Consider the following 13,301-nt stretch of genomic DNA (forward strand, 5'->3'; position numbering starts at 1 on the left):
ACCATGCGACGACATCGCTTCGCAGTGCCAGCGTTGCCCAGTAGGTCGGGGTCCTGCACCGGACAAGGGTCAGTGGGTTATCTGAGCCCGGCAGCACGGATGTGCCGCTGACCTGCACGTGTTGGCCCGCAGCCCAGTGGCCGTAAACTATCTGGACGTTTCGCACAGGAAGTGCCCATGTTCCGTGACTGCTTGCTGCTTTGCGTCTATTTGCTGAGTGCGGTGCCCGCGACGCTGTTGGCCAAGCCCAAAGACGCTCCAACATCACCGCGCGCCTACATCGAAACCAGCTATCTGATCGCACCCAGGACAGTAGGCCCGTTCTCGCTGGCCCGCAGGGCCTACACCCCGGGCGCCAAGGCTGCCGGCGCCGCTTTCCATTACGCGATGTCAGGCCAACCGGATCTGTCGATCGATGTATTCGTCTACCCACTCGGGCAGCGCGATCAGACGCAAGCCATTGCAGAGGGCATGGCGGCATTTCGCAAAGACCTCGCGTCGGCAGTGACGCAGGGCAGCTATTCGCGCCTGGACGAGCTGGACCAGACCACGCTCGTGCTGCCGACCAATGATGCGCCTGCCGCCGCGCCCGCCAATGGCACCGATGCCAAGGTCATCGCGGCCATCGCGGATGCCCAGCGGGTTGTCGGGGAAAAGCTGCGCCTCAGGACGCAACTGTCCTCGACCGGCAAGCCGATGCGTTCCAACGGCTATCTGTTTTATAAGCAGCTCTATTACTTCAAGGTGCGTGTGTCTGCGGACGAAGACGCTATGGCTCAGGACGCTTTCGAGTCGCTGGCGGACCAAGCTGCACTTGCCCTTGTTCCAGCAATTCAGGTCACCAGCATCGGCGGGTGCGCCAAAGCAAGCATTCGCGTCGACACTGACGCCACACCTGAGGAGCAGGCCGTGGCACTGGCGCGCCAGATCAAGACCCATCTGGGCTTCAACTGCCACGGCACGCTCAAGGAGGCAGGGATCGAGGATGCAGCGAGAACGGCCGATGTGGTCGAAATCGCGTATGACGCGGGCGACTGGAAGTCGCAGTAGAACAGCACACGCGCGATACTGTTGCTCCTGTCTGATCAGAATGATTGGTGTCCCCATGACCAAAGGTCCGGTCCGCCTCGATGTCGGAGTCAGCTATGCGCTGCCGCGCACCGGGCTGCCGTCGTCGGTGAGTTTTCGCAAGTGGGTGGCGGCCGCGCTGAAGGGGCGGATCCGCGAAGCGGATCTGGCGGTACGCGTGGTCGACGAGAAGGAAGGCTGCTCGCTCAACCATCACTACCGCGGCAAGGATTACGCCACCAACGTGCTCAGCTTCCCGGCGGAGATGCCTCAGGGCCTGCCCAAGGGCGTCAAGATGCCGCTGCTTGGCGATCTGGTGATCTGTGCGCCGGTGGTGGCCCGCGAGGCCGCCGAGCAAGGCAAATCATTGAGCGCGCACTACGCGCATCTCACCGTGCACGGCACCTTGCACCTGCTGGGCTGGGACCACGAGGACGACAAGGAGGCCGACGCGATGGAACAGCTGGAGCGCGAGATCCTGGCCGAACTCGGCATCGACGACCCGTACGCGGGAGAGCGCTGATGCGGCGGTGGGTGATGGTCGGCCTGCTGATGGCAGCTGCCTGCCCGGCCTGGGCGCAGACCGCGTCGGTGCGCCCGGATCTGCCGGCGCTGATCGAGTGCCGCCAGCGCATCGGCGACTTTTCTGCACTGGCACCAATCCTGGCCGACCCGCTCAAGGCGGTGGCGCTGGGCTGGGCACCGCAGGCGCAGTCCAACCTGTTCATGACCGAGTACACGCTCAACACGCCGATCACCGTCTTCGGCCATAGCACCAGCCACATCGCTTTTTCCGGTGCCAGCGTCATGGCGCTGCTCGACCTGCCCGACCCGCGCCCGCTGGCCAAGCAGCTGGACCTGGAGCTGGGCGTGGATAACGCCGACAAGGTGATGTACGGGCGCGAGGTGGTCAGCGAAGACACCACCAACCCGAAGACCGGCGAGGCGATGATCGAATCGATCGTGCTCAGCGTGTCGAATGTGAAATCGCACCCCGGCAAGACCGTGGTGGGCTGCGGTTACAGCCTCGACCTGCCCTGAGCGCTGCGCGGCCCCGCTCGCCGGCTCGGCGGCCTGCGTTGCGTGCTCGGTCTGCCTCGACTTGGAGTCAGCTACGCGCTCCGGTGCTGAGCCGCGCCGATCTGGTGCTATCGGGACGGGATGGTCCCGACACGGCCTGACGTAGACGGCCTGACGGACACAGGGCAGCGGTGCGTCGCAGCGGCCTGGATGCTGGACCCGCCGCCGTGCCGCGCTGACCCACACCCTGCCCTGCGCGCCAGGTCAGCCACAGCGCCCAGCCACAGACCACTCACGGCTTCCTGCTAGACTTGGCACTATCGCCTGGTTCGCCGGGTGCCGTTCCCCGTCAAGATGTCCGAAGACGACAGTAGCCAAACCTCAGAATCCCCGGAAAAACGCCGTAGCTGGCTCGAGCGCTTGAGCGCGGCCTTCTCTGGCGAACCGCATACCCGCGACGAACTGGTCGCCCTGCTGCGCACCGCTGAACAAGACGGTCTCATCGCCGCAGACACCTTGCGCATGATGGAAGGCGCGATCTCCGTGTCCGAGCTCACCGTGGGCGACGTGATGATCTCGCGCTCGCAGATGGTGTCGCTGCCGGTGGAAGCGCGCTTCCTCGACCTGATGAAGCAGGTGGTCGAATCCGGCCACTCGCGCTTCCCCGTGCACGGCGAAAACAAGGACGAAGTGCTCGGCATCCTGCTGGCCAAGGACTTGTTGCGCGGCGTGGTGGCCGACAATGGCCCGGGCAACGTGCGCGAACTGCTGCGCCCGGCCGTGCTGATCCCCGAGTCGAAGAAGCTCAACGTCCTGCTCAAGGAATTCCGCCTCTCGCGCAACCACATGGCGATCGTGGTGGACGAGTACGGCGGCGTGGCCGGGCTGGTCACCATCGAAGACGTGCTGGAGCAGATCGTCGGCGAGATCGACGACGAGCACGACGATGCCGAAGAAGAGAATTCGTTGATCGCCATCCAGGCCGACGGCCGCTATGTGGTGGATGCGCTGACGCCGATCGAGGATTTCAACGAGCGCTTCGGCGCCGATTTCCCCGATGACGAATACGACACCGTGGGCGGCCTGGTCACCGATGCAATCGGGCATCTGCCGGAAACCGGCGAAGAGCTGACCCTGGGCCGGTTCGCCTTCCGCGTGGCCAAGGCCGACGCGCGTCGCGTGCACGCCTTCCACGTCACCATCCTGCCGCCCGACCCGCAGGACGACGCTTGAACCTGCGCCAGCGCAGCACCGCCGCGCGCGGGCCGGCACGCCGCGCCGCCGCCTGGTGGGCAGGCTGCAGTGCACTCCTGCTGCTCGCCCTGCTGAGCCTGCAGAGCGCCATGGCGCAGGCGCCGCGCATCGGCGTGGCCACCATGCAGCCGGGCGAAGTGTTCTTCGAGCGCTTCGGCCATGACGCCATCGTGGTGGTCGACCCGGTTACCCAGCAGGTGACTTCCTACAACTTCGGTTTCTTCGATCCCGGTGAGCCCGACTTCGTGCCGCGTTTTGCGCGCGGCGAGATGATGTATTACCTGGTGGCGCTGCCGCTGGAAGAAGACCTCGCGCAATACCGCGACGGCGGCCGCGGCGTGAGCATCCAGTGGCTGGAGCTGCCACCGGAACAGGCGCAGGCCCTGGCCGATGGTCTTGCGGTGCGCAGCCGGCCAGAAAACGCGCGCTACCACTACGATTATTTCGTTGCCAACTGCGCCACGATGGTCCGGGACACCCTGGACCGTGCCATGGGCGGCGCGCTCAAGTCGCAATTGGCCGGCCGCTCGCGTGGCAACACCTTCCGCAGCGAAGCGGTGCGCCTGGCCTCCCCTGCCCCATGGATGTGGCTGGGCTTCGACCTGGGCCTGGGGCCGTACGCAGACCGCCCGCTGTCGCGTTGGGAAGAAGCCTTCGTGCCGATGCGCCTGGCCGACAGCCTGACCCAGGTGCACAACAGCGCCGGACGTCCGCTGGTGCAATCCACCCAGGTGCTGTTGCCGCATCGCATTGCACCGGAGCCGGCCGAACAGCAACGGCACTGGTGGCCGTGGCTGCTGACTGGCGTGCTGGTCGCCGCGGGCGTGTTGGCAGTGCGCCGCAGGCAGCGTTTGCTTGCCGGCGTGGCGCTGCCGTTCTGGCTGTTGTGCGCCATCGGCGGCGGCCTGCTGGTGTATCTGTGGGGTTTCACCGCGCACCAGTCCGCATGGGCCAACCGTAATCTGCTGCTGGTCAATCCGCTGTGCGTGTTGCTCTGCGTGGGCGGCATTGCGCTGCTGCGCGGCCGCCGGCCGGGGGGCTGGTTCGATGTGCTGTGCTGGATGGTCGCTACGTGCGCACTGCTGGCGCTGGTGATTCACTGGTTGTCGTTCCAGGCGCAGGACAACCTGCAGTGGGTGTTGCTGCTGCTGCCGATCCACGCCGCACTGGCCATCGCGCTGCGTCCGCGCGCCTTGCCGGTGCGTGCGCGCTGATCCACGATGCGGCCATGAACAACCGTCGCCACCCGGAAAACCCCTCCTGCGTCATCACCTGCGCCTATTACGACGGCCACGGCGCGCGCCACGACATCAGCCTGGAACAGATCAGCGACGAGCTACAGCGCCCGGACGGCTTCGTCTGGGTCGGCCTGTACGAGCCGCAGGAATCGGTACTGCGCAAACTGCAGGAAGAGTTCGGCCTGCATGACCTGGCGATCGAGGATGCGCTCAAGGCGCATCAGCGGCCCAAGGCCGAGAGCTATGGCAATTCGTTGTTCGTGGTGGTCAACACCGCGCAGCTGGTCAACGAGCGGATCCGCTACGGTGAAACGCATGCCTTCCTCGGCGCACGTTTTCTGCTCACCGTGCGCCACGGCGCCTCGCTCTCCTACACGCCGGTACGCAACCGCGTGGAACGCGAGCCGGCGATGCTGCGCATGGGCTCGGCGTTTTGCCTGTATGGCGTGCTGGACTTCGTGGTCGACAACTACCTGCCGATCATGAACGAGTTCCGCGACACCCTGGAAGGCCTGGAAAAAGACATCTTCGCGGAGAACTACAAACGCGAAACCGTGGTGCGCCTGTACGAACTCAAGCGCGAACTCAACAAGATGCGGCTGGTGGTGGCCCCGCTGCAGGACGTGCTCTCGCACCTCAAGCGCAATCCCGGCTCGCTGATTCACGGCGAGGTCGGCGTCTACCTGCGCGACGTGCTGGATCATGCTGTGCGCATCAACGACGCCATCGACACCTTGCGCGAAATGCTGGGCACCGCGCTGAGCGTCAACCTCTCGATGGTGACCCTGGCGCAGGGCGAAACCGTCAAACGCCTCGGCGCCTGGGCCGCCCTGCTGGCCGCCCCTACCCTGATCACCAGCTGGTACGGCATGAACTTCACCCACATGCCCGAACTCGACAAACCCTACGCCTACCCGCTGCTGGTCGGCGGCATCGTTGCCTCGTGCCTCGTCCTGTATCGCCTGTTCAAGCGCGCACGCTGGCTGTAGGGGCCACCGTGTTGCGGTGGCGGAATGGGGAGTTGGGAATGGGGAATTGGTAGAGCGGTGGTCGCTGAGCTTTTCGCTGGCGACTGCTCCTGGGCGTGGCTGAAGAGCATTGCTCCCGGCTGTTGTTATTGGCCGTCGTTCATGGCCGTCACTTGCGTTGAGCTCTTCGCCGTTGCTCTTGGCTTGAGTCTTCGCTTTCGTTGTTCGCCTTTAGTTTCCTTCGCCCTAAAGCGAGCCAAGCACCGCAGTCACGCGTGGCCGAAGAGGCGCCCTTGTCTGAGCGTAGCGAGCTTGGGCGCCGTGCCGCGCGTGGCGAGGAGCACAGGGCACCGGTGCGGCTTCTCGCAGCGGATCGCGTCGGGCGAGCACGGTTTTGGTAACTTTTGCCAAGACAAAAGTCACCCGCGCCAAAGGCGCGGAAGCTTCGGCTTGGCTTTGCTTGAGCTTTCGCCTTCGCTCCTCGCTCACCTCGCCCTAAAGCGAGCCGAGCACCGCAGTCACGCGTGGCCGAAGAGGCGCCCTTGTCTGAGCGCAGCGAGTTTGGGCGCCGTGCCGCGCGTGGCGAGGAGCACAGGGCACCGGTGCGGCTTCATCGCACCGGATCGCGTCGGGCGAGCGCGGTTTTGGTGACTTTTGCCAAGACAAAAGTCACCCGCGCCACAGGCGCGGAAGCCTTTGCTTTTGCTTTTGCTTTCGCCTGAAGCCTCCGCCCCAAGAAGAGCAGCAACTCGAGATTCGGGATTAGGGATTGGGGATTCGCTAGAGGCCAAAGCGACGTTGCCTACAGATCAGCGGATGAATCAGCCAGACCACCAGCACCGCAAGAGCAACGCACCCTCATTTGTTCTCCGCGCATCTCTTCCAACGGCAAAGGAAAACGCTGCTCTTGCAAATCCCGAATCCCGACTCCCCACCCCCCCTCAAGCCACATAAATCGTTTTGATATTCATGAACTCATGGATCCCGTGCTCGGCCAATTCCCGCCCGAATCCCGAACGCTTGATCCCACCGAACGGCAACCGCACATCGCTCTTCACCACTGAATTCACGAACGCCGCACCGCACTGCAACTGCTGCGCAACACGCTCACCCCGCTTGGCGTCTGCGGTCCACACGCTGCCGCCCAAACCGAAGGTAGTGTCGTTGGCCACGCGCACGGCTTCGGCCTCATCGGCGACGCGAATCACCGCCGCGACCGGCCCGAACAATTCCTGCTCGTAGGCCGGCATGCCTGGGCCGACCTGGTCGAGAATGGTGGCCGGATAACCCGCATGCGACTCCGCCACCGGCTCGCCGCCAAGCAACACCTTGGCACCCTTGGACACGCTTTCCTGCACCTGCTTGTGCAATTCATCGCGCAGGTCCGCACGCGCCATCGGCGCAAGTGTGGTCGCGTCCTGCTGCGGGTCGCCGAGCACACGCTGCGCGGCGGCGGCAACGAAACGCTCCACGAACTGGTCGGCAATGGCATCCACCACGATGAAGCGCTTGGCGGCAATGCAGGTCTGCCCGCTGTTGTCGAAGCGGGACTGCACTGCCGACTGCACGGTGCGCTCCAGATTGGCATCGTCGAGCACCACAAAGGCATCGCTGCCGCCAAGTTCCATCACGCACTTCTTCAGCTGATCGCCTGCATTAGCGGCCAGCGAGCGGCCGGCGCGTTCGCTGCCGGTGAGCGTGACTGCCGCAATGCGGTCATCGCGCAACACCTCGGCGGCTTGATCATTATCGATATGCAGCACGTCGAACACACCCGGCGGAATGCCGGCGGCGTCTAGCACATCCTTCATCGCATCCGCGCAACGCGGCACGTTGCTGGCGTGTTTGAGCAGTGCGACATTGCCGGCCATCAGGCCCGGCGCGAGAAAGCGAAACGCCTGCCACAGCGGGAAATTCCACGGCATCACCGCAAACACGCAGCCCAGCGGTTCATAGCGCACATAGCTGGACTGCGCCTCGGTTGGAATGGCGCGTGGCGCCAGGTACTCGGCCGCATGCTCGGCGTAATAGGCGCAGCCCTGCGCGCATTTGTCGATCTCGGCCAGGGCTTCGCGACGCAGCTTGCCCATCTCGGCGGTCATGATGCGCTGCAGGTCCTCGCGCCGCTTGGTCAACTCCTCGCCCACCCGCCGCAACAAGGCGCCGCGCTCGGCCAGTGGCAGCGCCGCCCAGCTCGGAAACGCCTTGGCGGAAGCAGCCAGACGCGCCTCGATGGCGGCGGCGTCCAGCGTGTGCTGGGTATGTTCGACCTGGCCATTGGCCGGGTTGACGGTGTCGTAGGACATGATGGTCTCCTGTTACAAGCCCGCCATGCTAGTCGCCGGGAAGTTGCAGCCGCGTCACAACCGCTGCAAATCGCTGCAACGCTGTGTTTACCGCACCGCGCAGTGACGCACCTCCACCGCACAGCTGGCGGATCACTGGCAGCCGGGATGATGCGCCCAGACAAGGTAACGAAAGCAGCCTGCCTTACTCGCCGATGCAACCGCGCAAAATGCTCTAGCATTCTGCAATGGCAGATTGATCCACCCAGGGAAGACCACCACGATGCGCCGGAATCTCATTGTTCTGGTTGTACTTGGCACCAGTGCGTGCCTTGCTGGATGTGCAGCCCTCCAGGACCTTCTGCGTGACCCGCGGCCCGGCCCGGCCGGGTTTGTCACTGTGAGCTGCACCAGCCTACAGCCCGACCCCGCGCAACCCTGCGAGCAAGAAGCGCTGCGAGCGTGCTCGGACACTGCCATCCGCCAACTCATCACCGCGCGGTCGTCGCCGAACATGGTCCCGATCTTTCCCGATAAGCGAAAGTCCAAGAACGACGGCAAGGGCAACCGCAAGGACCGCAACGACGAACAATCCAGCGTGGAGCAACGCGGCTACGACATCAGAGCCGAGTATCAGTGCTACCTGACCAAGCCACAGCCCTGGGACAGCGGATACACGCCTTCGGCCAGGTAAGCACCGTCGATCAACTTGTTGCGCTTATCGGCCGGACTGCGCAGGAATCGACTTGCAGCTTTCGCACACACCGATGGCTCTAGCGTTTGCATCTATCTGGCGGCAGGTCGCTGCGGTGATTGGCCACCTCAGCGCCAGCGCGCCCTCAGGGAGCAGACTGCAGCGCAAGTTGCGCATCGCGTAGACGGCGTTTTTCACTGCGCGCCAGCAACCACCACCCGATCACCGCCGCCACCGACACCGCCAGCACCATCACCGTGGCCAGCGCATTGATCTTGGGGCTGATGCCCAGGCGTACCGACGAAAACACCTTGATCGGCAGCGTGGTGGAGCTTGGGCCCGCCAGGAAACTGGCAATGACCACATCGTCCAGCGAGAGCGTGAATGCCAACAGCCAGCCCGACGCAAGTGCTGGCGCGATGATCGGCAAGGTGATCAGGAAGAACACCTTCAGTGGCGTGGCGCCCAGATCCATGGCGGCTTCTTCCAGCGAGCGGTCCAGCTCCTGCAGCCGCGAGGAAATCACCACGGTCACGAATGAGACGGTGAAGGTGACATGCGCCACCCAGATGGCGACCGCGCCGCGTGGCGCGATGCCGAGCACGCCGCCCATCGAGACCAGCAGCAACAGGATCGACAGGCCGATGATCACCTCCGGCATCACCAGCGGTGCGGTGATCAGCGCAGCGAACAGCGTCTTGCCGGGAAACCGCCGCATGCGCACCATTGCCATGGCCGCCATGGTGCCGAGCACGGTGGACGCGCATGCGGTCCAGAACGCCACTTCCAGGCTCACCCAGGCCGCGTCCAGCAATTGGCGGTCACGCAGCAACTCGCCATACCAGCGGGTGGAAAATCCGCCCCACACCGTGGCCAGGCGCGAGGCGTTGAACGAATACATCATCAGCAACAGGATCGGCAGATACAAAAAACCGAACCCCAGCGCGAGCACGCTGCCGCCCAGCACACGCCCACCGCGCGCGGCGCGCATCATGTCAGCCGCCCTTCCAGCTCGCGCTGCTGGTAACGGTGGAAGATCACGATCGGCACCAGCAGCAGCACCAGCATCACCGTGGCCACCGCGGCGGCCACCGGCCAGTCGCGGTTATTGAAGAATTCGCCCCATAGCACGCGGCCGATCATCAGCGTATCGGGACCGCCCAGCATCTCGGGAATCACGAACTCGCCCACCGCCGGAATCATCACCAGCATGCAGCCGGCGACGATGCCGTTGCGCGACAGCGGCAAGGTGATGCGCACGAATGCCTGCCACGGCCGCGCGCCCAGGTCGTAAGCCGCCTCCAGCAGCCGCGAATCGTGCTTGACCAGGTTGGCGTACAGCGGCAGCACCATGAAGGGCAGATAGCAGTAAACGATGCCGATGTAGGCGGCGATCGGCGTGTACAGCAACTGCAGCGGTTGCTCGATCACACCCAGCGCCAGCAAGGCCTGATTGAGCAGGCCGTTGCCATCGAGAATGCCGATCCATGCGTACACACGGATCAGGAACGAGGTCCACGACGGCAACACCACCAGCATCATCGCCACGTTGCGGGTGGCCAGCGGCAGGCGCGCGATCACGTATGCCATCGGGTAGCCGATCAACAGCGCCAGTGCGGTGGAAATCGCAGCGATCTTGATCGAACTCAGGTAAGCGGCCACGTACTGGCTGTCGCGCAGCAGGGCCAGGTAGTTGCCCAGATGCAGCTTGACGCTCACCGCGCCATCGGCCGCATACGCAAATAGCGGCGTGTACGGCGGCATCGCGGTAGCGCGTTCGGCAAACGAAATCTTCAGCACGATCAGGAACGGGATGGCGAAGAACACCAGCAACCACAGATACGGTGCGGCGATCACGCCCCAACGCGCACCCGGCAGACCACGACTAAGAGTGGTTAGCAAAACGTAGCGAGCAGTCGCCAGGGGGGCGCGGACGGCGCGGAGGAACCGCAGTGTACGTGTGGTACATGAGGATTCCGAGCACCGGCCGCGCCCCCCTGGTGGCTGCGCAGTAGTTTTGCTGGCCACTCTTGGCAGGCGCGGCCTCATGCGGTTAGGACCACGCCGTCGTCCTCGCCCCACCCCACCCACACTGCATCGCCCCAGGTCAGCGCTTCGCTGGCCCAGCGTTGCCGGTTGGCGAAATGCGCCATCAGCTTGATGCCGCTGGGTAGGCGCACGTGGTAGACCGAGTGGCTGCCGAAATACGCAATGTCTTCGATCACGCCCTGCGCCTTGTTGCAGGCCTGCGCCGGCTCCTGCTTGCCGATGCCGAGTTTTTCCGGGCGCACTGCAAATGCCACAGCCTGCCCTTCGAACCCGGTGATGCCATGGCCGATGCGAATCGGCGCGGCGAATGCCGCGGTGGTGAGGCTGACCGAATCCGGCGCGTCTTCGGCGATGACCGCCTCGATCAGATTGACCGAGCCGATGAATTCGGCTGCGAAGCGGTTGGCCGGCTGCTCGTAGATTTCATCCGGCGTGCCCACCTGCTGGATCCAGCCGTGGTCCATCAGTGCGATGCGGGTGGCCATGGTCATGGCTTCTTCCTGGTCGTGGGTGACCATCACGCAGGTGACGCCGGAGGTTTCGATGATGTTGACCAGTTCCAACTGCATCTGCGAACGCAGCTTCTTGTCCAGCGCGCCCATCGGCTCGTCCAGCAGCAGCAGCTTGGGCCGCTTGGCCAGCGAGCGCGCCAGCGCCACGCGCTGCTGCTGCCCACCAGACAACTGATGCGGCTTGCGCTTGGCCAGGCGCGCAAGTTGCACCAGCTCGAGCATCTCGCCCAACCGCTGGGCCACCGCCGCCTTGGGCAGGCCTTCCTGCTTGAGCCCGAAGGCGATGTTCTGCTCCACCGTCATATGCGGGAACAACGCATACGACTGGAACATCATGTTGATCGGCCGCTCGTAAGGCGGCAACGCGTCGATGGGCTGGCCATCGAGCACGATGCTGCCCTTGGTGGGCCGCTCGAAGCCGGCAAGACAGCGCAGCAAGGTAGATTTGCCGCTGCCCGAGCCACCCAGCAGCGCGAAGATTTCGCCCTTGCGGATTTGCAGGCTGACATCGTCCACCGCCACGAAGCCGTCGAACTCCTTGCGGACCTCGCGGATCGACAGATACCCCGCATCGGCGGCGGCGGGTGCAAGCAAGACGGCTTCGGAAAGGGCCATGCATCCTCTCGGTGACAACAACGCGCCGGCGCCACCGTGGCGCCGTGCACGCATCATGGCAAAAGCGTGCCGGCGCTGCAGTGCGCGCCGACACGCGTGGCGCTAGCGGGCGGCGGCCTGCGGCGGCTCGCTCCAGCCCAGGCCCAGGCTCTTCTGCAGCGCCACGTAATACACCAGCAATTGCACCTGCGCCTGCGCGGCGGCGTCCTGCGCGGACAACTGCTGGCGCTGCACATCGAGCAGGTCGATGCTGGAGGTGGCACCGGCATCGCGGCGCTGCTGCATGAGCCCGGCAGAGCGCGTGGCCGAGGCCTCGGCCTGACGCGCCACCACCAACTGCTGGCGTGCCGAGCCAAACCGCGACAGTGCGGTGTTGGCGTCCTGCAGCGCCGCCAGCACCGCGCCTTCATAGGCGGCCTCGCGCCCGGCATTGCCGGCACGCGCCTGTTCGACCTGCGCGCGGGTGCGGCCGAAGTCGAAGATCGACCAGCGCAGCATCGGCACTGCCAGCTTGGTCAGCGCATCGGAATTGAAATCGCTGGGCGAGCCGGCCACCCAGCTCAGGCCGCCAAGCAGGCTGACCTGCGGGAAGTAGCCATTCAAGGCCTCGCCGATCTGCGCGCTGGACGCGGCCAGCTCGCGCTCGGCCTTGCGCACGTCCGGGCGCCGACGGATCAACGCACCGGCATCGTCCACGCGCACCTGGGTGGGCAGCATCGGCAGCGGTTGCGGTGCGGCAAGCTGCGCATCCAGCGCGCCCGGCTCGCGGCCGACCATCAACGCCAGCTGGTCCAGCGCTTCCTGTTGCTGCATCTGCAGCGGCAGGCGCTGGGCCTCCTGCTGCTGCACCTGGGTGGCGATCTGCTCGACCTGCAGGTCCGAGGCGGCACCCTGGCCGCGGCGCTGCTGCACCAGGGTCAGCGACTGACGGATCTTGTCCAGGTTGCTGTCGGCAATCGCCAGGCGCGCCTGCAACCCGCGATAGTTGACATACACCTGCCCCACTTCGGCAGCGAGCTGCACCTGCGCATCGGCCAGTTCGGCTTCGGAGGCCTGCGCCTGGGCCAGCGCACCTTCGGCGGCGCGGCGGCGGCGGCCGAACAGGTCCAGCTCCCAGCTGGCATCGAAGCCGGCGGTGTAGAGCTCGGTCTTTTCCAGGTTCAGCGCCTGGCTGCCTTGCGCCGGGGGCTGACCCTGCTGGCCGTTCTGCAGCCCGCCCAGGGTGTCGACGATGGTCTGCGGCGGCTCGGCGTAGGCGTACAGCGCACTGGCGTTGAGCTTGGGCAGCCGCTCGGCACGGCGCTGGTTGGCCAGCGCCCGATTGGCGCGCAGACGCGCCTGCGCCGCGCGCAGGTTGGGGCTGTCGGCCAGGGCCTGAGTGACTAGCTGGGTCAGCTGCGCATCGTGCAGGTCTTCCCACCAGTGATTCAGTGGTGCAGCGGCGACCACGTCGGCCGCACTGGCGCGATGCAGCGTGGGCGCCTGCACGGCGGTTTCGGCCACCGCGGGCGGCTTGGTGTAGTTGGGGCCGAGCATGCAGCCGCCCAGCAGCAGGGAGGCCAGCGCTGCCGCCAGCGGCATACGCGCCAGGCGCAGGG

12 protein-coding genes and 1 other RNA gene are annotated in these 13,301 nt (G+C 65.3%); 7 read left to right on the forward strand and 6 right to left on the reverse strand.

What is annotated here, in order from left to right; translation table 11 throughout:
- The first annotated feature begins 177 nt into the window (after window positions 1–177).
- The 6 genes from QRM89_RS14875 to QRM89_RS14900 all read left to right on the forward strand — a co-directional run bounded on the left by QRM89_RS14875 (window position 178) and on the right by QRM89_RS14900 (window position 5,569).
- Window positions 178–1,050 carry a hypothetical protein gene (locus QRM89_RS14875; protein WP_228439764.1) on the forward strand — a complete coding sequence of 291 codons (873 nt, stop codon included), beginning with the start codon at window positions 178–180 and terminating at the stop codon, window positions 1,048–1,050.
- 55 nt (window positions 1,051–1,105) lie between these two features.
- Window positions 1,106–1,591, forward strand: coding sequence for an rRNA maturation RNase YbeY (gene ybeY, locus QRM89_RS14880; RefSeq protein WP_011037474.1), 486 nt, complete (start codon window positions 1,106–1,108; stop codon window positions 1,589–1,591).
- Window positions 1,591–2,109 carry a hypothetical protein gene (locus QRM89_RS14885; RefSeq protein ID WP_115577194.1) on the forward strand — a complete coding sequence of 173 codons (519 nt, stop codon included), beginning with the start codon at window positions 1,591–1,593 and terminating at the stop codon, window positions 2,107–2,109. The genes ybeY and QRM89_RS14885 overlap by 1 nt, the downstream gene beginning before the upstream one ends.
- Window positions 2,110–2,442: 333 nt before the next feature.
- Window positions 2,443–3,321 (forward strand): transporter associated domain-containing protein, encoded by an 879-nt coding sequence (locus QRM89_RS14890; RefSeq protein WP_011037476.1) that lies wholly within the window; start codon window positions 2,443–2,445, stop codon window positions 3,319–3,321.
- Between the two features lie 110 nt (window positions 3,322–3,431).
- On the forward strand, window positions 3,432–4,556 hold the full coding sequence (locus QRM89_RS14895) for a DUF4105 domain-containing protein (protein ID WP_285448375.1): 1,125 nt from the start codon (window positions 3,432–3,434) through the stop codon (window positions 4,554–4,556).
- Between the two features lie 14 nt (window positions 4,557–4,570).
- A complete protein-coding gene (locus tag QRM89_RS14900) occupies window positions 4,571–5,569 on the forward strand; it encodes a magnesium and cobalt transport protein CorA (protein WP_285448347.1) in 999 nt (332 codons plus the stop codon).
- Between the two features lie 920 nt (window positions 5,570–6,489).
- On the opposite strand, the gene QRM89_RS14905 is transcribed toward QRM89_RS14900, so the two are convergent.
- Complete coding sequence (locus QRM89_RS14905) at window positions 6,490–7,854, reverse strand: NAD-dependent succinate-semialdehyde dehydrogenase (protein ID WP_285448348.1); 1,365 nt, start codon at window positions 7,852–7,854, stop codon at window positions 6,490–6,492.
- Between the two features lie 262 nt (window positions 7,855–8,116).
- Here QRM89_RS14905 and QRM89_RS14910 point away from each other — a divergent pair, with 262 nt between their 5' ends.
- The gene (locus QRM89_RS14910) at window positions 8,117–8,527 is read left to right on the forward strand and encodes a hypothetical protein (protein ID WP_285448349.1); all 411 of its coding nucleotides are present in this window, start codon (window positions 8,117–8,119) and stop codon (window positions 8,525–8,527) included.
- A 145-nt stretch (window positions 8,528–8,672) separates the two neighbouring features.
- Here the strand turns inward: QRM89_RS14910 and QRM89_RS14915 are convergent, their stop codons facing one another.
- The 5 genes from QRM89_RS14915 to QRM89_RS14935 all read right to left on the reverse strand — a co-directional run bounded on the left by QRM89_RS14915 (window position 8,673) and on the right by QRM89_RS14935 (window position 13,299).
- On the reverse strand, window positions 8,673–9,521 hold the full coding sequence (locus tag QRM89_RS14915; protein WP_285448350.1) for an ABC transporter permease subunit: 849 nt from the start codon (window positions 9,519–9,521) through the stop codon (window positions 8,673–8,675).
- Window positions 9,518–10,429, reverse strand: coding sequence for an ABC transporter permease subunit (locus QRM89_RS14920; protein ID WP_103702706.1), 912 nt, complete (start codon window positions 10,427–10,429; stop codon window positions 9,518–9,520). The genes QRM89_RS14915 and QRM89_RS14920 overlap by 4 nt, the downstream gene beginning before the upstream one ends.
- Window positions 10,421–10,496: non-coding RNA, sX9 sRNA (locus tag QRM89_RS14925), on the reverse strand. The genes QRM89_RS14920 and QRM89_RS14925 overlap by 9 nt, the downstream gene beginning before the upstream one ends.
- A gap of 76 nt (window positions 10,497–10,572) precedes the next feature.
- A complete protein-coding gene (gene potA / locus QRM89_RS14930; RefSeq protein WP_285448351.1) occupies window positions 10,573–11,703 on the reverse strand; it encodes a polyamine ABC transporter ATP-binding protein in 1,131 nt (376 codons plus the stop codon).
- A 102-nt stretch (window positions 11,704–11,805) separates the two neighbouring features.
- Complete coding sequence (locus QRM89_RS14935) at window positions 11,806–13,299, reverse strand: efflux transporter outer membrane subunit (RefSeq protein WP_285448376.1); 1,494 nt, start codon at window positions 13,297–13,299, stop codon at window positions 11,806–11,808.
- Window positions 13,300–13,301: the final 2 nt, after the last annotated feature.

Source organism: Xanthomonas sp. LMC-A-07, assembly GCF_030208825.1.
GTDB classification, from domain to species: Bacteria; Pseudomonadota; Gammaproteobacteria; order Xanthomonadales; family Xanthomonadaceae; genus Xanthomonas; species Xanthomonas campestris.